This window comes from Sphingopyxis sp., assembly GCF_050916055.1.
In the GTDB taxonomy this organism is placed as follows: Bacteria; Pseudomonadota; Alphaproteobacteria; order Sphingomonadales; family Sphingomonadaceae; genus Sphingopyxis.
Map to the genome: position 1 here is coordinate 3,529,314 of NZ_CP051527.1, position 22,588 is coordinate 3,551,901.

16 protein-coding genes are annotated in these 22,588 nt (G+C 67.6%); 7 read left to right on the forward strand and 9 right to left on the reverse strand.

Annotated elements, in window-relative coordinates; all coding sequences use genetic code 11:
* Positions 1 to 122 precede the first annotated feature (122 nt).
* The gene (locus HEQ22_RS17340; protein WP_432769073.1) at positions 123 to 2,240 is read left to right on the forward strand and encodes a M3 family metallopeptidase; all 2,118 of its coding nucleotides are present in this window, start codon (positions 123 to 125) and stop codon (positions 2,238 to 2,240) included.
* Positions 2,241 to 2,306: 66 nt separating this feature from the next.
* On the opposite strand, the gene HEQ22_RS17345 is transcribed toward HEQ22_RS17340, so the two are convergent.
* A complete protein-coding gene (locus tag HEQ22_RS17345) occupies positions 2,307 to 3,908 on the reverse strand; it encodes an ATP-binding cassette domain-containing protein (RefSeq protein ID WP_432769074.1) in 1,602 nt (533 codons plus the stop codon).
* A 119-nt stretch (positions 3,909 to 4,027) separates the two neighbouring features.
* Positions 4,028 to 4,999, reverse strand: coding sequence for a magnesium and cobalt transport protein CorA (locus HEQ22_RS17350; RefSeq protein WP_432769075.1), 972 nt, complete (start codon positions 4,997 to 4,999; stop codon positions 4,028 to 4,030).
* Between the two features lie 163 nt (positions 5,000 to 5,162).
* Here HEQ22_RS17350 and HEQ22_RS17355 point away from each other — a divergent pair, with 163 nt between their 5' ends.
* From HEQ22_RS17355 to HEQ22_RS17380, 6 genes are all read left to right on the forward strand, one after another.
* Positions 5,163 to 5,543 carry a BlaI/MecI/CopY family transcriptional regulator gene (locus HEQ22_RS17355; protein WP_432769076.1) on the forward strand — a complete coding sequence of 127 codons (381 nt, stop codon included), beginning with the start codon at positions 5,163 to 5,165 and terminating at the stop codon, positions 5,541 to 5,543.
* A complete protein-coding gene (locus HEQ22_RS17360; RefSeq protein WP_432769077.1) occupies positions 5,540 to 7,222 on the forward strand; it encodes a M56 family metallopeptidase in 1,683 nt (560 codons plus the stop codon). The genes HEQ22_RS17355 and HEQ22_RS17360 overlap by 4 nt, the downstream gene beginning before the upstream one ends.
* Before the next feature lie 113 nt (positions 7,223 to 7,335).
* The gene (locus HEQ22_RS17365; RefSeq protein WP_432769078.1) at positions 7,336 to 8,091 is read left to right on the forward strand and encodes a hypothetical protein; all 756 of its coding nucleotides are present in this window, start codon (positions 7,336 to 7,338) and stop codon (positions 8,089 to 8,091) included.
* Positions 8,088 to 10,181, forward strand: coding sequence for a TonB-dependent receptor plug domain-containing protein (locus HEQ22_RS17370; RefSeq protein ID WP_432769079.1), 2,094 nt, complete (start codon positions 8,088 to 8,090; stop codon positions 10,179 to 10,181). The genes HEQ22_RS17365 and HEQ22_RS17370 overlap by 4 nt, the downstream gene beginning before the upstream one ends.
* A 17-nt stretch (positions 10,182 to 10,198) precedes the next feature.
* Positions 10,199 to 10,582, forward strand: coding sequence for a reverse transcriptase-like protein (locus HEQ22_RS17375; protein ID WP_432769080.1), 384 nt, complete (start codon positions 10,199 to 10,201; stop codon positions 10,580 to 10,582).
* Positions 10,583 to 10,781: 199 nt separating this feature from the next.
* On the forward strand, positions 10,782 to 11,822 hold the full coding sequence (locus tag HEQ22_RS17380) for a rod shape-determining protein (RefSeq protein ID WP_432769081.1): 1,041 nt from the start codon (positions 10,782 to 10,784) through the stop codon (positions 11,820 to 11,822).
* A gap of 15 nt (positions 11,823 to 11,837) precedes the next feature.
* Here HEQ22_RS17380 and HEQ22_RS17385 read toward each other — a convergent pair whose 3' ends face one another.
* The 7 genes from HEQ22_RS17385 to HEQ22_RS17415 all read right to left on the reverse strand — a co-directional run bounded on the left by HEQ22_RS17385 (position 11,838) and on the right by HEQ22_RS17415 (position 22,434).
* A complete protein-coding gene (locus HEQ22_RS17385) occupies positions 11,838 to 12,863 on the reverse strand; it encodes an adenosine deaminase (RefSeq protein ID WP_432769082.1) in 1,026 nt (341 codons plus the stop codon).
* Positions 12,856 to 13,431 (reverse strand): phosphoribosyltransferase, encoded by a 576-nt coding sequence (locus tag HEQ22_RS17390; protein WP_432769083.1) that lies wholly within the window; start codon positions 13,429 to 13,431, stop codon positions 12,856 to 12,858. Before HEQ22_RS17390 ends, HEQ22_RS17385 begins: the two co-directional genes overlap by 8 nt.
* Positions 13,432 to 13,740: 309 nt before the next feature.
* A complete protein-coding gene (locus HEQ22_RS17395) occupies positions 13,741 to 16,032 on the reverse strand; it encodes an EAL domain-containing protein (RefSeq protein WP_432769084.1) in 2,292 nt (763 codons plus the stop codon).
* A gap of 104 nt (positions 16,033 to 16,136) precedes the next feature.
* Positions 16,137 to 17,510, reverse strand: a complete 1,374-nt coding sequence (locus tag HEQ22_RS17400) for a glutamate--cysteine ligase (protein WP_432769085.1) — start codon at positions 17,508 to 17,510, stop codon at positions 16,137 to 16,139.
* A gap of 65 nt (positions 17,511 to 17,575) precedes the next feature.
* Positions 17,576 to 19,609, reverse strand: a complete 2,034-nt coding sequence (locus tag HEQ22_RS17405; protein ID WP_432769086.1) for a Calx-beta domain-containing protein — start codon at positions 19,607 to 19,609, stop codon at positions 17,576 to 17,578.
* Positions 19,609 to 21,540 carry a proprotein convertase P-domain-containing protein gene (locus HEQ22_RS17410; RefSeq protein WP_432769087.1) on the reverse strand — a complete coding sequence of 644 codons (1,932 nt, stop codon included), beginning with the start codon at positions 21,538 to 21,540 and terminating at the stop codon, positions 19,609 to 19,611. Before HEQ22_RS17410 ends, HEQ22_RS17405 begins: the two co-directional genes overlap by 1 nt.
* A 147-nt stretch (positions 21,541 to 21,687) precedes the next feature.
* Complete coding sequence (locus tag HEQ22_RS17415; RefSeq protein ID WP_432769088.1) at positions 21,688 to 22,434, reverse strand: 16S rRNA (uracil(1498)-N(3))-methyltransferase; 747 nt, start codon at positions 22,432 to 22,434, stop codon at positions 21,688 to 21,690.
* Positions 22,435 to 22,588: the final 154 nt, after the last annotated feature.

Here is a 22,588-nt window from a genome sequence, read left to right on the forward strand (position 1 = left end):
CGAAACCTTTTCTTCAGGGAGATATATCGATGCCGCGCACCGCGCACCCTTTCGCCTGCCGCCTGTCTCTTTTGCTCGCATCCACCGCGATGCTCGCGGGTTGCACCAACATGGATAGACCGATGACCGCAGCCGCGCCGCCCGCCACCGCCGCCGACACGTCGGCGCCCGCCGCCGCGCCGGCTGGCCAGAACCCGATGCTGGCGGAATGGACCGGCCCGTTCGAAGGGGTGCCGCCGTGGGACAAGCTCGACCCCGAACTGTTCCCCGACGCCTTTCCCAAGGCGATGGCCGCGGTGAAGGCCGAGGTGCAGGCGGTGATCGACAATCCGGCGCCTGCGACGTTCGAAAACACCCACGTCCCGATGATGCTGGCGGGCGACACGATGGACCGGCTCTACGCCCTGTGGGGCGTGCAGACGTCGAACAAGTCGAACGACCGGGTCGAGGCGATCGATGCCGAATGGAGCCCCAAGCTCACCACCTTCTACACCGAGCTGTTCCTCGATCCGAAGCTCTTCGCGCGGTACAAGGCGGTCTATGACGCGCGCAAGACGAGCGGGCTCGACGCGCAGCAGATCCGCATCGTCGAGCGCAGCTATGAAGAGATGGTGCGCGACGGCGCCAACCTGTCGCCGGCCGACAAGTCGACGCTGGTCGCGATGAACTCGAAGCTCGAGGGGCTGTTCTCGGCCTTTTCGTCGAAACTGCTCGGTGACGAGAAACTCTATACCTTCGTCACCGACAAGGCCGAACTCGCCGGGCTCGACGCCGGCTTCGTGGCCTCGCTCGCCGCCGCGGCAGAGGCGAATGGCCAGCCCGGCCAGTGGGCGATCAAGAACACCCGCTCGTCGGCGCAGCCGGTGCTGCAGAACGCCAGCAACCGGAGCTTGCGCGAAAAAGTCTATAAGGCGTTCGTGAACCGCGGCGACAATGGCGATGCGAACGACACCAATGCCACGATTGCCGAAATCCTGAAACTGCGCCAGCAGCGCGCCGAGCTGCTCGGCTTTGCGAACCATGCCGAATACCGCATGGCCGACACGATGGCGAAGACCCCCGCCAATGCGATGGGGCTGATGATGAAGGTGTGGCCCGCCGCGGTGGCGCGGGTGAAGGAAGAGGTCGCCGACATGCAGGCGATCGCCGACGCCGACGCAAAGGCCGGCAAGGGGCCGAAGCTCACCATCGAACCGTGGGACTATCGCTATTATGCCGAGAAGGTCCGCAAGGATAAATACGACCTCGATGAAAGCGAAGTGAAGCCGTACCTCCAGCTCGACAAGCTGGTCGACGGCATGTTCTGGTCGGCGGGGCAGCTCTACGATCTGGGTTTCCGCGAAAACACCGGCCAGATCCCGGTGTTCGACCCGAAGGTCCGGACCTTCGAGGTTTACAACCTCAAGACGAACGAGAATGTCGGGGTGTTCTACCTCGACAATTTCGCGCGCGACGGCAAACGCTCGGGCGCGTGGATGACGACCTATCGCAGCCAGCAGACGCTGGGCGGTGAGCGCAACGTGCTCGCCTCGAACAACAATAATTTCACCGAAGCCGCCAAGGGCGAGCCGACGCTGATCAGCATCGACGACGCATCGACCCTGTTCCACGAATTCGGCCACGGCATCCATTACCTGCTCCAGCAGGTGAATTACCCGGCGCTTGCCGGGGTGCCGCGCGACTTCGTCGAATATCCGAGCCAGGTGAACGAAAACTGGCTGATGACCCCCGAAGTGCTGTCGAAATATGCGACCCACTATCAGACCGGCGAACCGATGCCGCAGGCGCTGGTCGACAAGATCCTCGCGTCGAACAAGTTCAACCAGGGGTTCGACACGGTCGAATATCTGGCGAGCGCGATCGTCGACATGAAGCTGCACGATCGCAAGGTGCCGCCGACCGACGTCGACAAGTTCGAGCGCGAGACGCTGGCCGAAATCGGCATGCCGAAGGAAATCGTCATGCGCCACCGCCTGCCGCAGTTCGGCCATCTGTTCAGTTCGGATGCCTATTCGGCGGGCTATTACAGCTATCTGTGGTCGGAAACGATGGACGCCGACACCTGGGCGGCGTTCCTCGAAGCCGGCGGCCCGTGGGATCGCACCGTTGCCGACCGGTTCCGCACCATGTTGCTGATGACGGGCAACGAAACCGATCGCGCCGACGCTTATCGCGCCTTCCGCGGCCGCGACCCCGACGTGAAGGCGCTGCTCGAAAAGCGCGGGTTCCCGACCGAATAAGGCGAACCAGCTACGTGAGGCAAAGGGGGCGCTTTCGCCCCCTTTGTTTTGGCCGCCGCCCGGCGCCTATTCGATCATGGCGCCATCGGCCGCACCGAGTGCAAGCGTTCGCGTGATGCCGATCGCGGCGAGGAAGGCGGGGTCGTGGCTGACCACCAGCAGCGCGCCGTCATAGGCGGCGAGACCCGATTCGACCGCGGTGAGCGAATCGAGGTCGAGATGGTTGCCGGGTTCGTCGAGGATCAGCAGCTGCGGCGGCTGCGGCGCGCCGAGGGTGCAGGCGAGCCCGGCGCGCAGCAGCTGGCCGCCGCTCAGCGTCCCGACGACGCGGTCCGCGGCCTCGGCCCGAAACCGGAAGCGCGCGAGCGCGGCGCGGCATGCGTTGTCGCTGCTTCCCGGATTGCGCGCGAGGAAATTGTCGGCGATCGACCGCGCGGGATCGAGCAGCGACACGCGCTGGTCGAACAGCGCAAACGGCACCGCGACGCGCACCTGTCCGGACCAGGGCGTCAGCGTCCCCGCGACGAGCGCGAGCAGGGTCGACTTGCCCGACCCGTTGGGGCCGGTGACCGCGATGCGTTCGGGGCCGGTGACGGTGAGCGAAACGTCGCGGACGACGGGCACGCCTTCGGTATAGCCCGCGGTCACACGGTCCAGCACCAGTACGGTGCGCGAGGCGGGCAGCCCGGTCGAGGGGAGTGCGACGGCGAGCGGGTCGATGACCTCAATCCGCCCGCGCGCAGCGTCCAGCGCCTGCTCGGCGGCGCCGCGCTGGCGCACGGTGAGGCGATGGCCCGCGGCGCGGCTCTCCTCGGCGCGGCGTTTTTGCGCCCCGAGCAATATCTTGGGCGCGCCGCCGCGCGCGGCCTGACGGCGCCCGCCGGCATCGCGCCGATCCTGTTTCTCGCTCGCCGCCTGCGCCTGACGCCGGGCATGGTCGGCGCGCTTTTCGGCGGTGGCGAGGTCGGCGTCGGCGGCCGCCGCTTCGACCGCCTTGCGCGCGGCATAGTCGCTCCAGCCGCCGCCGTAGCGCGCCGCGCCGCGCGCGGTCAGTTCGACGATCGCGTCCATCTCTTCGAGCAGTTCGCGGTCGTGGCTGACGATGATGGCGCCGCCGCGCCAGCTGCGCAGCAGGTCGCGCACCGCGGCGCGGCCGTCGCGGTCGAGGTTGTTTGTCGGCTCGTCGAGCAACAGAAAATCGGGGGCAGCGAAGGTCGTAGCGGCGAGTGCAGCGCGCGTGCGCTGTCCGCCCGACAGCGTCGCCAGCACCGTATCGGGGGCGGCGGCGAGTGCGACCCCGGCGAGCGCTTCGGCGATCCGTGCCTCGAGCGTCCAGTCGGCGTCGGCCAGCTCGTCGGCGGAGGCATCGCCCGCCGCCGCCCGCGCTAGCAAAGCCAGCGCGGCGCGGACCCCGAACAGGTCGGCGATCGTCTCGAGCGGATCGACCTGGACCGTCTGGCGCAGCATCGCGACGCTGCCGTCGACCGCGATGTGGCCTGCGGCGGGCGCGATCTCGCCGGCGAGCAGGCGCAGCAGCGTCGATTTGCCGACCCCGTTGCGCCCGACGATGCCGGTGCGTTCACGCTGAAACTGAAGGTCGAGATCGGCCAGCACGGCGCGGCCGTCGGGCGTGGACCAGCTGAGATGAGAGACGGTGATCGAAGGCATGGGTCGCGACTTTCCTGAAAACAAAGCGGGTTAGGCTGCGTTCAGTTGCGATCCATGATCCTGGCGACTCCGTTGGTGGTGGCGCCTAGCTTATGCCACGCGCGCCGTGGCGGCAAGGTTCACAGCCAGCCGATATGCTTGAAGCGCCAGAACACGAGCGCCGAGCCGCCGAAGATCAGCGTCAGGGCAAAGGGATAACCCAGCTGCCAGTCGAGTTCGGGCATGAAGGCGAAATTCATGCCGTAAATGCCGGCGATCGCGGTCGGCACCGCGAGGATCGCGGCCCAGGCGGCGAGCTGGCGGGTGATGACGCCCTGGCGCTGCTGTTCGAGCAGGCCGTTGGTCTCGATCACCGACGCGGTGACGTCGCGCAGGCCGGTGAGGCGGAATTCGGCGCGCTGGACATGGTCCCATATGTCGCGGAAATAGGGGCGCACCGCGTCGTCGATCCACGGGAAGTCGGCGGCGTGGACGATCCGCCCCGCGACTTCCTTCATCAACCCGACGATGCGCTGAAAGCGGATGATCTCGTGCCGCTGACCATAAAGGTGGCGGATTTCGGCGGCGTCGAGCGGTGTGTCCATCACGCTTTCCTCGAGCGCGAGCAGCCGGTCCTCGATCGCGTCGACGACCGGGAAATAGCCGTCGACGATGAAATCGAGGATCGCGTAGAGGACATAGTCGGGACCGTGGGCGAGCTTTTCAGGCAGCGTCTCGAGCCGCGCCCGGACCTCGGTGTGCGCGCGCGCCGACCCGTGGCGGACGCTGACGACGAAATGGCGGCCGAGGAAGATCGCGGTCTCGCCCGACTGGATCGTATCGCCGTCGAGATTGCCGGTGGCGGCGATGACGAACAACTGGTCGCCATACACCTCGACCTTCGGCAACTGCCGGGCCTTCAGCGCATCCTCGACCGCGAGCGGGTGAAGCCCGAAGCGCCGCGCGATGCCCGCCAGTTCCTGCGGGGTCGGCTCGTAAAGCCCGAGCCAGAAGAAATCGCTGTCGTCGCAATCCTCGGGGATCGCATCGTCCGGGCCGAGCTCGCGGACGAGGCGTCCCTGGTTGTAATGGCGGGCAGCCATGATCGGCATCGGCGACGCTCCAGCGGGGTTGAACGCTCCCCATAAGCCGGGCGGCGGCGCAGGGAAATGGCGAAGCGGCGAACGGCATGTGTATTAGGCGAATAAAACCCCTTGCCAAGCATGCGCTACAAATGTAGCACGCTACAAATGTAGCGCATGAGGGTGAGTCGATATGTTGTCCAGTTTGCCGCCGCGGGAACGCGAGATTGTCGATATTTTGTACGAGCGCGGCGCCGCGACGGTGACCGAGATCGGCGAGGCGCTGAGCGATGCGGTGTCGGGATCGGCGATCCGCGCGATGCTGAAGCGGCTCGAGGCCAAGGGCTTCGTGGCGCGCGAGGCGTCGGAGCGTGGCTTCCTCTATACGCCGAGCGTGCCCGAAAAGGCGGCGAGCAAATCGGCGCTGAGCCAGGTCGTGCGGGTCTTTTTCAACGGTTCGCCGACGAGCGCCGCAGCGGCCTTGCTGGGGATGCAGGGCGAGATGAGCGGCGCCGAACTCGACGAACTGGAAATGTTGATCGCCAAGGCGCGCGACGGGAGGATGAAGCCATGACCGCCACTGCAATGCTGCTGGGCCTGGCCTGGAAATCGGCGGCGATCGCCGCGCTGACGCTGGCGCTGCTGCGCGTCTTTCGCGCCCGGTCGGCGGGCGAGCGGTCCTTGATAGCCCATGTCGGGCTGGCCGCACTGCTCGCGCTGCCCGCCGCGATGCTGTTGCTGCCGCAATGGGCGCCGCTGCCCGCAGACATGTTCGCCGCTGCGGTACCGGCCGCCAGTTCGGCCCCAGACGCCGCCGATCCGACGATGGCGGGCGGTCTTGGCGGATCGACGGCGATGGCGGTGGCCGACGCGAGCGGCGGATCGTCGCCGCCGATGCTGTCGTCGCTCGCCGATGCGCTGCCCTTTGTCTATGCGCTGCCGCTGGCGCTGCTGTTCGCGGCGATGGCGGTTGCGGTGGTGCGCTTGTTCGCGATGCGCCGCCGCGCCGACGTGCTGACCCAGGGGTCGTGGCTGTCGGCGCTGGCCGAGGCGCAGCGGCGGATGGGGTTCAAGCACGGCACCGCATTGCTGGTCAGCGACGAATTGCGCTCGCCGATCAGCTGGGGCGTGCTGCGCCCGACGATCGTGCTGAGCCCGAAGGCGGTGCTGGCGGTCGGCGAGGCCGAGGCGATCATCGCGCACGAACTGGCGCATGTCGCGCGGCTCGACTGGGCCAAGCTGCTCGCGGCGCGGCTCGCCTGCGCGCTGTTCTGGTTCAACCCGCTGGTGTGGATGCTCGCCCGCGAAAGCCACCAGCTGCGCGAGGAAGCCGCCGACGATGCGGTGCTGATGGCCGACATCGACGGCCCCGATTACGCGACCTTGCTGGTCGGCGCGGCGCGCCACGACAATCAGGGCACGCTGCTCGCCGCGCACGGCGTCGCGCCGGGCCGGAACAGCCTGAAGCGCCGGATCACCCGCGTCCTCGATGGCAGCCTGAAGCGCGGCCCTGCGAGCGCGAGTTGGGCGCTGATGAGCCTGGTCCTGCTCGCCGGGATCACCGCGCCGCTCGCCGCCTTTTCGGCGACCGCGGACGAAAAGGCGGCGACGGATGTCCCGGCCGTCGCCGCCGCCATCGCCCCGACGGCCGGCGCGCCGCTCGCCGCGGCTGCGGCGGCGAGCCCGGCTGCCGCCGCAGCCGAGCCGGTGACGGTCGACCAGCTGATCGGGATGCGCGCGGTCGGTGCCACCCCCGAGGATGTCCGTTCGGCGCGCGACCGCGACGGCCGGGTCGACATCGACGATGTCATCGCCGCGAAGGCGACCGGGGTCGATGCCGGCTATATCGCCGCGATGCGCGGGGTGTTTCCCGATGCCGATGTTGGCGACCTGATCGGGGCGCGGTCGGTCGGCGTCGATCCCGCCTATGCGCGTGAGATGAAATCGCTGTTCCGCACCGTCGACCTCGACGAGCTGACCGGCATGCGGGCGCTGGGCATCGACGCCGCCTTCGTGCGCGAGATGCGGCGCGCCGGGCAAGCGATCGAAACCACCGACGACGCGGTCGAGGCGCGCGCGATCGGGATGGCACCGCGGCGCGGGCGGCCGCCCGCATACCGCGTCGAAAAACCCGGCGGGGCGTCGGTGCGCGTCGATGCCGATGGCTCGCTGGAAGCGCGCAGCGCCGACGGCCGGGTGGCGCGGATCGAGATGGCCGAGCCCCCGGCGCCCCCGGCACCGCCCGCGGACTGACGTTCGGACGTTCGTCCAACCCCGACTTCCGTTGATCGAAGTGATGTTTTGAATTGCCGTGCGGACGGCGAGCGATGGTGCTCGTCCGGCGCACGCAAGGGAGGAGTGCTGCCATGAAAGCCGCTATCGTTGCCTCGAGCCTGCTGTTGCCGACCGCGCTGGCCTGCGCCGGGCCGGTGCAACCCGCCACCACCGACGCGCCGGCGATGCAGGATATCCGCTGGCACGCCGAGCCGGTCGCCGGCGAGCGCGGGCAGCCGACCCTGCGCCTGACCCACAAGACGTCGACCAGCGACCTGTCGCTGGGCGCCGACATCGCGGGCAAGCGCCCCGAATTTGCGGCAGCGCGGGGCGCGCTCGGCCAGGCAGGCCCGGTACGCTTCACGGTGCGCCACGCCGCCGGGATGCTCGCTTGCAGCGGCGACGTGGCGCGCGCCTACGATGGCGAGGGTCGGTGCAGCTTCGCACCCGACGCGGGGTTCGCGCGCGCGCTCGCCGATCGCGGGTTGCCGCTGCGCAGCGACGCCGACCAGCTGTCGATGCTGATGGTCGATGCGACGGTCGCGCTGGCCGACGGGTTGATCGACGCCGGGGTGCGCCCCGACGAGGCCGACGACCTGATCGCCGCGGCGGCACTCGACCTGACCGGCGCCTATGTCCGCGATCTCAAGGCCTCGCGGCTCGTGCTGACCGATATCGACGACGCGATCGCGTGCAAGGCGCTCGGCGTCGACGGCGCCTATGTCCGCGGGCTGGCCGCGGCGGGATACACGAAGCTGGATGCCGACGAGGTGCTGGGCATGAAAGCGCTGGGGGTCTCGCCCGACTATGCGCGGCAGATGAATCGCGCCGCAAAGGGAGCAAAATGATGCGAATGACGGCTCTGGGGGCGCTGGCCGCCGCACTGGCGAGCCCGGCGCTCGCGGCGCAGGAGGCGCCGCCGACCGGCGACACGCCGCCCCCGGCCGCGGTCGAGGTGTCCGCCGCCGCCGGCCCGGCGCGGCAGGTCTATGCGCCCGCCGATTTCGCGCGTTACGCGCCGAACAACGCCTATGACATGCTGCGCCAGGTGCCGGGGTTCCAGATCCGCGACAACGAGACTTTGCGCGGGCTGGGGCAGGCGACGGGCAATGTGCTGTTCAACGGCGAGCGGCCGTCGAACAAGGGTGACGACATGTACACCCAATTGTCGCGCATCCCCGCCGGCAATGTCGAACGGATCGAGATCGTCGACGGCGCGAGCCTCGACATTCCGGGTCTGTCGGGGCAGGTCGCCAATATCGTCTATCGCGCCGACAGCCTGTCGGGGCAATTTTCGTGGAAGCCCGAATTTCGCGCCCACCACACCGACCCGCTGCTGACCCGCGGCGACATATCGGTGCGTGGGCGCAGCGGCACGATCGAATATGAGGCTGCGCTCAGCAACGACGAATCGGCGCGCAGCGGCGCCGGCGGGCCGACGATCATCTATGACGGCGCCGGCAATGTCATCGAGCGGCGGGACGATGTGTGGAACACCCATTATGACACGCCGAAGCTGTCGGGGCGGGTGACCTGGGACCCGGCGGGCGACACGGTCGCCAACCTCGGCGGCCATTACCAGCGCAAATATGATCGGTATGACGAGGTCGGCGTCCGCACATCGGCCGGACAGCCCGACCGGCTGCGCACCGTACGCGAACGCGCCGACAGCTGGAATTACGAAATCGGCGGCGACTACCAGTTCGGCGTGGGGCCGGGGAAACTGAAGCTGATCGGGCTCCGCCGCTTCAGCCACGAGCCCTATTCGCAAGAGGTCGTCGTGCGTCCGGCAGACGGTTCGCCCGCGGTCGGCGACCGCTTCGCGCAGGTCGGCGACCTGGGCGAGACGATCGGGCGCGGCGAATATCAATGGAAGATGCTGGGCGGCGATTGGCAATTGTCGGGCGAGGCGGCGTTCAATACGCTGGGCAACGTCGCCTCGATCGCGGTGCTCGATCCTTCGGGCAGCTTCGTCGATTTGCCGTTCCCCGGCGGCACCGGCGGGGTCAGCGAGGATCGCTACGAAGGGCTTCTCAGCTTCGGCCGCAAGCTGTCGCGCACCCTGTCGTTCCAGCTCGTCGGCGGCGCCGAACATTCGACGATCGTCCAGACCGGCGCCGGCGGCCAGCGCCGCAGCTTCCTGCGGCCCAAGGGCTCGCTGACGCTCGCGTGGGCGCCGTCGGCCGATTTCGATGCGTCGCTGAAGATCCGCCGGCGGGTGCTGCAATTGTCCTTCTACGACTTTCTCGCCCGCGCTTTCCTCAACGACGACAACCAGAACGAGGTCAACAACGATCTGAGGCCGCAGCAGGACTGGAGCTACGAGTTCGAGGCCAACCGCAAGCTCGGCGCATGGGGATCGACCAAACTGATCCTGATCTTTCGCGACGTCGAGGACCGGGTCGACGTGATTCCGGTCGGCAATGGCGAGGCGGTCGGCAATATCGCCAGGGCGAAGGCGGGGGCGATCGACTGGACCTCGACCTTCAACCTCGACCCCGCGGGGCTGAAGGGGGTGAAGGTCAACACGCGGGTGCTGCTCCAGAAATCGACGCTGCGCGACCCGTTCACCGGCGAGAAGCGCCAGTGGAGCGGCTTCACCGACAGCGTGATCGAATTCAGTTTCCGCCACGACATCCCGGCGACCGACTGGGCGTGGGGCGCCGGCGGCAATTACGCCCATTACCAGCCGAGCTATCGGCGTAACCAGATCGACAAATTGTGGGAAGGGCCGATTTTCGGCAACATCTATGCCGAGCACAAGAATGTCATGGGGATGACGCTGCGCGCGCAGGTGTCGAACATCTTCAACGCGCGGTCGAAACGCAATCGCACCGTCTATGCCGGGGTGCGCGGCGACAGCCCGGTCGATTTTGTCGAGAAGCGCAACCGGCTGATCGGCCCGGTCTTCGCCTTTTCGGCGCGCGGGACGTTCTAGCCTGCTATGGCCGCGCGATGGTAGCACGGCGGACCAAAATCTATTTCGACGGCGGCTGCCGGCCCAATCCGGGAACGATGGAAACCGCGGTCGTGACCGGCGGCGCCGCCGTTATCGACCGTGATGCTGGGCAGGGCGACAGCCTCGAAGCCGAATGGCTGGCGCTGATCGCCGCGCTGCGCCTGGCGCGGGCGCGCGAGCTTACCGATTTCGTGCTGCTCGGCGATGCCGCGACGGTGGTGGCGCAGGCCAATGGCGCGGTGCCGGCGCGCGGCGCGGCGGCGCGGCACCTGGCGACGTTTCGCGCGCTGGCCGAAACCGGGCCGATGCCGCGGGTCCGCCACATCGGCCGGGCGCAGAATCTGGCGGGAATCGCGCTCGCCCGCGGCCATGGTCGCTAGGGCAATCGGCTCGATCCGCCGCGCTGTGCGGGCGGAATGGCGCAATCGGCTCCGCCGGGCCTGAGAAACCAACGGTCTGCCACCTCGCCCGGTTGACGGCCCGCGGCGGCGGGAACATGCGAAAAGCATGCGGACGGGGCCCGCGGTCAACGCGCCCGCGCCGTCCGCTTCCCCTCATTGCCAAGGGCTTTCGCCACCTATGAAGTTTTTTCGTCGCTTTGCATCGGCCGCGCACGACATGGCCATCGACCTCGGCACCGTGAACACGGTGGTATATCTGCGCGACCGGGGCATCGTGCTCAACGAACCGTCGGTCGTCGCGCTCGAAACGCTGGGCGGGGTGCGCCGCGTCAAGGTGGTCGGTAACGAAGCGAAGCCGATGATGGGCAAGACCCCCGCGAATATCCAGGCGATCCGGCCGCTGCGCGACGGGGTGATCGCCGACATCGACGTCGCCGAACAGATGCTCAAGCATTTCATGGACAAGGCGCTCGGCGGGCCGAGCCGGTTGCGCCAGCGCAGCAACGTCGTCATCTGCGTGCCGTCGGGATCGACGATGGTCGAACGCCGCGCGATCCGCGATGCCGCCTCGAACGCCGGCGCGGTGTCGGTGCGGTTGATCGAGGAGTCGCTGGCGGCTGCGATCGGCGCCGGGCTCCACGTGACCCAGCCGACCGGGGCGATGGTCGTCGACATCGGCGGGGGCACGACCGAGGTGGCGATCCTGTCGCTCGGCGGGGTCGCCTACAGCACCTCGGTGCGCGTCGGCGGCGACAAGATGGACGAGATGATTTCCTCCTATATCCGCCGCAAGCATAATCTGATGATCGGCGAAATGACCGCCGAACGCGTGAAGCTGGCGATCGGCTGTGCGGTGGCGCCCGAGGGCGAGGGGCAGGTGATGAGCGTCAAGGGCCGCGACCTGGTCAACGGCCGACCCGCCGAGGTGCGCGTGTCGGAGGCCGAGATCGCCGAAGCGCTCGCCGAACCCGTCGGGCAGATCGTCGCCGCGGTGCGCGCCGCCCTGGAACAGACGCCGCCCGAACTGTCGGCCGACATCATCGACGAAGGCATCACGATGACCGGCGGTGGCTCGCTACTCGGGCGGATGGACATCGCGATCGCGCGCGCGACGGGGCTGGCGGTGCGCGTCGCCGACGATGCGCTGATTTGCGTTGCGATGGGGGCGGGGATGGCGTTCGAAGACCGCGCCTATCACGGGGTGCTGATCGACGCGTGACGCGCCGCGCCGCGATCAGGCGCAGGCGTCGATCGCGGCGAGGTGGCGCGCCGTGTCGGCGTCGCCAAGGAAAGCGCCGGTAAAGCTGTTGCGCGCGAGGGTCAGCAGGTCGGCCTTCGACAGGTCGAGCGCGTCGGCGACGGCGCGGTAATTGGCATTCACATATCCACCGAAATAGCTGGGATCGTCCGAGTTGATCGTGACGCGAAGCCCGGCGTCGAGCATGGTCTTGAGCGGATGGTCGGCGATGTCGCCGACGACGCAGAGCTTCAGGTTCGACAGCGGGCAGACGGTGAGGGTGATCCCCTCGGCCGCGAGGCGGCGGACGAGCGCCGGATCCTCGAGGCTGCGGTTGCCATGGTCGATGCGGTCGACGTGCAGCAGATCGAGCGCCTCGTGGACATAGGCGGGCGGCCCCTCCTCGCCGGCGTGCGCGACGCATTTCAGCCCGAGGCCGCGCGCCCGCGCGAACACGCGCTCGAACTTGGCGGGCGGGTGGCCGACCTCGGAGCTGTCGAGCCCGACCCCGGCGATGCGGTCGAGGAAGGGCAGCGCCGCGTCGAGCGTCGCCTCGGCATCGGCTTCGCTGAGATGGCGGAGGAAGCACATGATCAGCCGCGACGTGGTGCCATGGTGCGCCTCGGCGTCGCTCAGCGCGCGGGTGATGCCGCCGATGACGGTGGCGAAGGCGACCCCGCGTGCCGTGTGGCCCTGCGGATCGAAAAAGATTTCGACATGGCGGACATTGTCGGCGTCGGCGCGCGCCAGATAGGCGGCGGTCAGGTCGTAGAAATCCCGCTCGGTGTGGAGGACGCCCATCCCCTGATAATAGATGTCGAGGAAATCCTGGAGGTTCGAAAAGGCATAGGCGGCGCGGACCTCTTCAACGCTGGAGAAGGGAATCGCGACCCCGTTGCGCTGCGCCAGCTCGAACATCAGTTCGGGCTCGAGCGAACCTTCGATGTGGAGGTGAAGCTCGGCCTTGGGCAAGCCCGCGATAAAGGCGGCGCGCTCGGCCGCAGAGGCGAAGCCGTCAGCCATGCGGCGCGGCCTCCCCACCCAGGATGATCGCCGCTTCGGGCTTGTGGCGGCGGATTTCGTCCTCGGTCAGCCCGTCGATCTCGTGCGGGAAGATCAGCCAGTGGTCGGTTTCGTGGACGAAAAAGTCGGGGCGGAGGTCGGTGACGTTGCGGCCGGGCTTGAACCAGACCGTCGCGATGCGGATGTCGCGGGGCATATTGTGGCGGCAGCGCGCCTTGAGCTCGCTGATGAAGGCGCGGATGCTGCGGCCGCTGTCGAACACATCGTCGATGATCAGCAGCCGGTCGTCGGGCCCCAGCGTGTCGATCAGATAGCCCAGCGCGAACACCTTCACCTCGGGATACTGGCGGTCGATGCCGTGATAGGATGAGGTGCGGATCGCGATATGGTCGCAATGCTGGCCGTGGTAATCGAGCAGTTCCTGCACCGCTATGCCGACCGGCGCGCCGCCGCGCCAGATGCCGACAAGGTGCGTCGGCCGGAAGCCGCTGTCGAGCACCTGCTTGCCGAGCCGCCACGAATCGGCGAGCAGGTCGTTGGCGCTGATGAAGATTTTCGCGTCGCTCATGCCCGGCGATTAAGCCGATGCGGCGGCGCCCGCAAGCCGCGCAAACAGGCTGACCCCGCGCCAGCCGCAAACCGCTTGGCCCCAACGAAAAAAGGCCCCGACCATGCGGAGCCCTTTCTCTAATTCTTACGGCTGGGGTTTAGCCGACGCCGCCACCGCTTTCGGTGCCACCGCCACCCATCCATCTCCAGAACCAACCCATAACGATTCTCCTGTTGGAACTGTCAACACGGGACAGTTAACGGAGCGTATACCTTAATCGGGATGGTAAAGCGAGTCTTAACTATAACATCGAAACCAATTTGGCAGTTATGCGGTGCGGCTCTGCGGCGGGGTGGCAAGCGCTGCGACAAGCTCTGAAAATAGCTGAGGCTTTCCAAGATGATATCCCTGCCCGACGTCGCAGCCGAGCTCTTCGAGCAGCGCCATCGTCGGGGCATCCTCGATGCCTTCGGCGACCGCCACGGCACCCAGCCGGTGCGCCAGATCGATCGTCGATTTCACGACTTCGAAGTTGCGCTGCGAATCGCGCATCGTCATCACGAAGCGCTTGTCGATCTTGATTTCGTCGGCCTCGATCTCGGTCAGATATTCAAGGTTCGACTGGCCGGTGCCATAATCGTCGATCGACAGGCGGATGCCGGCGCGGCGCAGCTGCGCGAGGGTCTGGCGCGCCTGGCGGCTGTTTTCGATCTGCGCGGTTTCGGTGATCTCGATCGTCAGGCTTTCGGGCGGCAGATGGTGCGCGGTCAACATGACGCGGATCGTGCCCACCAGATCGCTATGGTCGAGCAGGGTCGCCGACAGATTGACCGACATGTTTATGCGGAGGCCGCGTTCGTGGAGCTGCGCGGCCGAGCGGATCGCCTGGTCCATCACGAACAGCGTCAGGCGATAGATGTCCTGGCTCTTTTCGGCCTGGACGATGAATTCGTCGGGCGGGATCGGGCCGCGCGTCGGGTGGGTCCAGCGTGCCAGCGCCTCGACCCCGACCAGCCGCAGCGTGCCGATTTCATATTGCGGTTGAAAGGCGACCCAGATGTCGCCGCCGGTGAGCGCATCCTCGAGCTGCGAATGGAAGGACAATTGCCAGCCGGCGTCGTCCTTTTGCCGCGGCGTATATTTGGTCCACAGCGACCGCGAGCGGATCGACTTTTCGGCGGCGACCAGCGCGGCGGCGAGCCGCTGCGCGTTCGACCCGTCGAACTCGTCGTTCACCCCGAAGGCGATAGCGACGTCGACGCGCAGTTCGCCGATCGTCAGCGGTGCGTTGAACAGCGCCGCGAGCCCGGCGAGGTGCGACTCGATCTGGCTGTGCTGATAATAGGGCACGAGCCAGGCGAAGGTGCCGTCGAGATCGTGGTGGAGCTGGGTGCCGTGGCACGCGAGGGTCAGGCGGCGGGCGACCTGGTCGACGAGCTGCTGGCTGCCTTCGCCGGGCAGGAAGGCGGCGAGATCCTCGAAATTGACGAGCTTGGCGGCGATGATCGTCGCGCTGCCGAACGAAGGCTGCGCGCGCAGCGCTTCGAAATTGGGCAGGCCCGACACCGGATTCTCGCGCTGGGCGGAGAAGCGACGGCGCTTGCGGGCGACATTGGCGGCGATCGCGGCGACGAACAGCAGCGCGGCACCGATCGACACCGCGACCAGCATCGTGCCGAGGAGGATCTTGGCGATCACGAGCAGCGCGACGATCGACATCGCGGTGGCGGCGAGCCAGCGCTGCGGCACGAAGCGCAGCGCGGCGAGCAGGCTCGCGGCGGCGACGAGCAGCGCCGGAAGCCAGCCGATGTCGACCGGGTTGCCGCGCTTCAGCGTCTCGCCGGCGATCAGGTGGATATAGGCGCCCGGCACGCGGTCGTGCCCGGGCAGGTAGTGGCGATCCTGCAATTCGGCGGCGGTCGGCGCAAAGATCACGTCCTTGCCCGCCAGTTCGCGCGCGCCGACGACGCCGTCGATGACGTCGATCGCGCTATATTGCCGGATCGTGCGGGTGTCATAGGTCAGGTCGACCGCGAACGCCGATGCCCGGTCCGACCGCTTGTCGGCCAGAATGGCGGCAAAGCTGGGCAGCAGGCGGCCGTCGGCATTGTACATCAACGGCACCGCCCAGACCTGCCAGAATTCATATTCCCAGGCGATGCTGGCGCGCTGCGGCGCGGGGCCGAACAGCGGATCGGGGAACGCGGTCATCACCTCGCCGCTGTCCGACTGCGAGCGCGACGAGACGGCGAGGACGATGCGGTCGCCCATCCGGTTCGCGGCGTCGGCGATGCGCTCGAGCCCGTTGTCGCCTTCGCGCTTGGGATATTCGAAATCGAGGAACAGCCGCTTGGCCCCGGCCCGGTCGATGCGGTCGATCAGTTCGGCGACTTGCGGGCGCGGCAGCATTGTGCTGCCGGTCTGCCGCAGCGTTTTTTCGTCGACCCCGACGATCACGATGTCGCCCGACACCGCGCGGCTGCCGAGCCGCCCCGCCGCCATTTCGGTCAGGCGGTCGAGCGGGTCGGCGGCGCCGACGAAACCGAGGACAAGGCTGAGCAACAGCGCGAGCCCGAAGGTGCGCCAGCTGACCATCAACCTGTTTTGTCCGAGCGGCACGCGCACGTCTCCAGCAATTGCCGGACCTGCCTATCGCTCGATGGTTATCATCGCGTTAAACATGAAGGAATCGACGCCGCCGTGCGGCCCCGCGCTGGACGCGGTCAAAAGCTCAGTTCGTCGTAGATTTTCGCCAGATCGTGGTTCCACGCGCCCTCGTAACGGTCGAGCAGATCGTGCGCCGGCGATTTGCCGCGTTTGACGATCTGGCGCAGCGGTTCGAGGAACCCGACTTCATTGTCGCCCATCGAATTGACCTCGCCGCGTGCGGCGAGGCCCGCCGCCGCGATGTCGAGCACGTGGGTGGCCAACTGGCCGAGGGTGCCGCCGCCCGGCGCCGGGGCGTCGAGACCGTCGCGCGGCACCGCGTCGCGCAGTGCCTGCTGTTCGGCGATGCTCCAGCCCTTGACCAGATCCCACGCCGCGTCGAGCGCGCCCTGGTCGTAAAGCAGCCCGACCCACAAAGCCGGCAGCGCGCAGATGCGGTTCCACGGCCCGCCGTCGGCGCCGCGCATCTCGAGAAAGCTTTTCAGCCGCACTTCGGGAAAGGCGGTCGACAGATGGTCGTTCCAGTCGGACATGCGCGGCAGTTCGCCCGGAAGAGCCGCGAGGTCGCCCTTCATGAAATCGCGGAAGCTCAAACCCGCGGCGTCGATATATTTGCCGTCGCGGAAGACGAAATACATCGGCACGTCGAGCATATAGTCGACATAGCGGTCGTAGCCGAACCCGTCCTCGAACACGAACGGCAGCATGCCGGTGCGCGCGGGGTCGGTGTCGGTCCAGATATGGCTGCGATACGACATATAGCCGTTGGGCCGTCCTTCGGTGAAGGGCGAGGAGGCGAACAGCGCGGTCGCGAGCGGTTGCAGCGCCAGCGACACGCGGAATTTCTGCACCATGTCGGCCTCGCTCGAATAATCGAGGTTGGTCTGGATCGTGCAGGTGCGCAGCATCATGTCGAGCCCCATGCTGCCGACGCGCGGCATATGGTCGAGCATGATCTTGTAACGCCCCTTGGGCATGATCGGCAGTTCGGCGCGCTTCTTGTCGGGCCACATGCCCAGCCCGAGGAAACCGAGCCCCAGTTCGGCGCCGACTTCCTTGACCTGCTTCAGATGACGGCCGGTTTCGGCGCAGGTCTGGTGCAGATTCTCGAGTGGCGCGCCCGACAGTTCGAGCTGGCCGGCGGGTTCGAGGCTGACGTTGCCGTCGATTCCCGACAGCGCGATGACCTTGCCGCCTTCGATCACCGGTTCCCAGCCATAGCGGGTCAGCGCCATCAACAGATCGTGGATGCCGCCGGGTTCGTCATAGCTGGGCGCACGGTGGTCGGCGGTGCGATAGACGAATTTCTCATGCTCGGTGCCGATCCGCCAGCGGTCCTTGGGCTTTTCGCCCTCGATCATGGGGACCGCGAGCTGGTCGCGGTTTTCGACGATGGGATCGTGGCGGTCCGAGGCGGTGCGCGTGCTCATTTCGCGCATTTAGACGGTTCGGTATAGAATGCAATCGACTGTTGATAACGCGATGATTTGCCGCCTTATTTCACCTGCATCCGCAGGTTGACGGTAAAATTCGATCCCGGCGCCATCGATCCCTTGGGCCGGACGCGAACGTGGGTGACGCTGGTATCGACGCCGTTCGCGTCGGCGGTCGGGGCATAGGTCCAGCTGGCGCCGCCATCATTCGAAAATTCCAGGTCGTCGGTGGTGCTGGCGAGGCTGGTGTAGCCGTAAGTCAGCGCGCTGGCATTGGCGGTGAAACGCACCGGGCCGGGACCGGGCGCATAGGTGCCGACGAACAGGGCGAGGTTCGCCGGGATCGCGTCGGTGACGATCACGCTGTCCGCCGTGGGGCTGGTGCCGGCGGGCGCGCTGACGGTCAGCGTGTAATTCGTAAAGCTGCCGGGGATCAGCTTGGGGTTGGTCAGGCCGTTCAACGGGTCGCTGTAGGCCGCCGAGGTCTTGGCGATCGCGAGCGGCACGACAAAGCGGTTGGTGAAGGTGCAGACGATCGCGGTATCGGCCGGGCTGACGGTCAGCATCTGGCCCGCGAGCGCCGCCGCATTGCCGGTGCAGGCGAGCGCCTGGGTGTAGCTCGGGCCATTGCCGACGGTAAAGCTTTCGGCGAGCGCCGCGCTTTCGCCCGCATAGACGGTCACCGCGGCGCCGGTGTCGGTCTCGTTGGCGCTGTTGGCCACCGAGGCGAGGCTGGCATTGTTGATCAGGCCGCTCGTCGCAACGGTGACCGCATGTGTCGTCTGGGCGTTGACCCACGTCTTGCGCACGACGAGCGTCGCCGATCGGCGGCTGTTGGCAAAGGTGCAGGTCAGCGACGTGCCCGCGGGCATGACGACGGTGCGGCTGAACCCGCTGCCCGCGGTGGCGACGACGCCATTGTCGCTGTTGCGGCGGCACTCGATATTGCTGGTATAATTGGCGGCGGTGCCGGCGGTGAAGGCTTCGGTCAGCGTCAGCGTCGCGCCCGCGACCGCAACCGCGGTGGCGTTGGTCGCCGCCCCGCCGACGGTCGACGACCCGGCGGTGGCCGCGAGCCCGCCCGTGATCACGAGGCTGACCGCGTCATTCGCGATTCCGTTCGTCCACGCCTTGGCCAGCACCACCGGCGAATCATTGTCGGTGATCGTGTAGGTCGCGGCGGTGATCGGGGTGCCACCACAGCTCGCGGTGCTCGACACGGTATAGCCGGTGCCGGGGTTCAGCGCGATCTGGATCGTCTCGCTGCCCTCGGTCACGGCGTCGTCGATCACCGCGATGCCGAGCGGCACCGTCGTGTTCTGATACGTGCCGGCGGGGATGGTGACGGTGAAGGTCGCCGCGCCGCCGGGGGTGGTGTAATCGCTGCCGCGCGTCGCGCTGCCGCCGGTGATGCTGACGTTGACGGTGCGCGCGCTGAACAGGGTGCCGCTGATCCGCAGCGCCGGAATGTTCGCCGCCGCGATCGATTCGACCCCCGATCCGGTGGCGGCGGACAGCTCGATGAAGGGATTGAGGCTGATCCGGATGTCGTCGAGGAAATTGCCGAAGCTGCCAGCATCTGTGGTGATGAACTGGACGCGCTGAACGCCCGAGGCGCCCGAATAGATGGTCGAGCCGCTGTTGACGTTCCAAACATTGTTGATCGTGGACGATTGCGTCGCGAGCAGCTGGAGCTGGGTTCCGCCGCTGTTCGCGATCTGGAAGCGTGCGGTCTGGGTCGCCGGGCCGCCCGCGCGGGCGCGGTGCGCGAAGGTCCAGCCGATCGTCTCGCCATTGACCATACAGATATTCTGGTAGAGCGCGCCGGCGACATTGGCGTTCATCTCGGCGAACACCGCGCCGTTATAGGCGGGTACGCCGTTGAAGCCGCTGTCCCACAATTCGACCTCGCCCGAAACCGAATTCCAGCCGAGCACCTCACCGTTCGAATAAATTTCGAAGTTCGCCGCGCCCGGTCCCTGCGGATCGTTCGCCTCGAACGAGGGGTTGACGATGACGCGCTGCGCCGCCGCCGGCACCGCGGCCAGCGCCGCGGCGACGGCCAGCGCGCCGAGACACGTTGCGCGTAGCTGCATCAGTTGACCGTGACCTGGAACGCGATCGCCAGCGCCGCGCCGGGTGCCAGCGTCGGGGCGGCGGCCGCCACGGTGGCAGCGGCGAAGGAGGCGCCGACCGGATCGCTCTCGTCGGCGCCCGCCGCATTGTCGTCCTCGACTGTCGTCGCGCCGGCGCACGTCGTGCCGCTGCGCAACGACCCGGCGACGAAGACGACCGTCGGCGGGAGCGGATCGGCGACGCTGACCGCGGTCGCGGTAGCGCTGCCGCCGTTGGTGACGAGCAGGCAGTAACGCATCGTCGCGCCGGGGATCGCCTTGGGATTGGCGGTGCCGTTCACCGGGTCGCTGACGACGCTGCTGGTCTTGGCGATCGCCAGATTGGCAACCGGGCGGCAGAGACTGATGTCGTGGATCGCGATCGCCTGCTGGCCGGGATTGGACGGGGCGAGGCTGTGGTTGCCATAATCGATGACGATGGTGTCGACCGGCGCGGTGAAGGTGACGACGACATTGCCGTTGGCGCTGTTGTCGCCCGCGGTGGCGTCGCCATAGGCGCTGTTGCCGATGACGTAATTGCCGATCCCGTTGGTCAGCGTCGGGATCACCGGTGCGCCGTTGAAGCTGCCGGTGACGGTCACCCGGTCGGCGAACTGGCCTGCGGCATAATCGATGTCGAACAGGCGGAACTGTGCCCCCGGCACCGCGGTCGGCAGGGCGATCGTCGAGCTGACGCTGCCCGACTGGCTCGTCATGTCGACGATCTCGAATATCGAAAATTGCGCCGGCGACAGGCCGCCGGTGACGACATTCTGCCGCGTCGGCGACGGACCGCCATAGGTCGCATTGTTGAGGAAGGCGCCGCCGCTGATCGCAATGTCGAAATTCATCGTCCCGATCGCGGCGAGCGGATAGCTGGCGCTGGTCGTCCCGGCGGTCCATGGGGCCGTATCCCAATCGTGGACGGTCAGCCCGGCGGGGCAGACGAGCGTCGGCGGCGTCCCCGCGGTGCGCGTTCCCGACACGGTGAAGACGGCGCTGGCCTGATCGTCTTCACCTGCCGCGCCATTGCCCGGGATCGAATCGACATCGAACGCCGACGCGGCGCTGATCTCGGCGACATTGGTGACGCTGGCGCCCGCGGTCGCAGCGACAGTGCCGCTGATCGTGATCGTCCGCGTCGTCCCCGGCGGGACGCTCCCGACCGTCCAGACGCCGGTGGCATTGTTATAGGTTCCGAACCCCGTCGCGGCGGTGAAGGTGAAGCCGGCGGGCAGCGTGTCCTGCACCGTGACCGCGGTCGCGGTCTGGGTCGATGCGCCGGCGCTGGCGACGCTCAGCACATAGTTGATGCTGGCGCCGGCGGCGGGCGAGGCGTTGCTGACGGTCTTGCTCAGCGACAGGTCGGCGTAATTGGCCGGCACGCTGGTCAGATACAGGTCGGCGCGCACGAAATTGCCGTTGTCGGCCGAGGGAAACTGGTCGCAGATCTCGAGCCGCCAGGTGCCGGCGCTGGCTTCGCCATTGAACGCTGCCAGCGGCGCGTCGGGGCTGAAGACATTCTGATAGGGCGGCGCGGTCGCCGCATGGTTGGCGCCGTTGCCGTCGGTGTTCACCGCCTGCGCCGCGGCATCGTCGAGGCGGACGTTGAAATTGTTGCCGTCGATGCTGCCGGTGTCGCCGTTGACGAGCTGGACGCGCGTTCCCGCCGGCGATTGCAGCGTGATGCGCAGGTCGCCGCGCCAGCTGTGCGTCGCGAGCACGCCGATGTCGACGTCGCCGACAATGTAGCTCGCCGCTACGGTGATATTGCGCACCAGCGGGGTAGTGCACGGCGTCGCGTTGCTGATCGTGCCGGCGGTGGTGTTGCTGTAAGTGGTGGTCGTCTGTGCGGCGGCGGGATTGCTGGCAAGCGTCAACGCCAGCCAGACGAGCATGATATATGCGCGCACAGACTGCAAATACTGGCCCCCACGCCAGCAATATCGGCTCTGGTCCCGCCGTTGCATGGCGCCGCTATGCCGCGGCATAGCTAATATCGGGTTAAGCAGGGTCCGGTCGGTGCGGTTTCTGTCCTGCCGCGGGACAGAAAGTGCCGGTCAGTCGCCAGCCCAGTCACCGTGCTGCGCCATCCAGATGCCCGTGGCGGCGATTGCGGCGGTTTCGGCGCGCAGGATGCGCGGGCCGAGCGCGATGCGCCGGACGGCGGGGCAGGCGACCAGCAGCTCGCGTTCGCGATCGGTAAAGCCGCCTTCGGGCCCGGTCAGGATCGCCGCGGGCGGCGGCGCGGCGGCGACCGACAGCGGCGTGCCGCCGGCTTCGTCGGCGAACAGCAGCGCGCGCCCGGCGGGCCAGTCGCGAAGCAGCGCGGGCAGCTTGACCGGTTCGGCCAGCTCGGGAAGCGCGGTGCGCCCGCATTGCTCGCACGCTTCGACGATCTGCGCCGCGAGCCGCTCGGCCTTCACGCGCTCGACGATCGTCCGTTCGGTGATTACCGGTTGCAACCGTGCGACGCCGAGTTCGGTCGCCTTTTCGATGATCCAGTCGAGCCGCGCCTTTTTGACCGGGGCAAAGCACAGCCACAGGTCGGGGACGGTGCCGCGCGCGCGCACCTGGCGTTCGATCCGCACGGTCAGCACCTTCCGGCCCGCTTCGGCGACGCTCGCCAGCCACTCGCCGCTGCGGTCGTCGAACAGCAGCAGCGGGTCGCCCACTTTCAGCCGCATGACGTTCAGCAGATAATGGGCCGGGGCACCGTCGATCACCGGCGCGGACTCGGGTCCGAGCGGGGTGTCGATGAACAGCCGCGGGGTGCTCGCGGGGGGCCAGGCGGGGGTAGCAGCCATCGACGAAGCGATAGCAGACTGCGATTATTTGCACAGCCGCCGCGTCACCGCCCCGACTCTGTCCCGATCCGGGGCATTTCGGCGCTTCGGCCGCAATTGCGCGCCGAACCGATTAGCCATTTGGTAAGCAGTTTCGCCCTAGTTGCACGATACC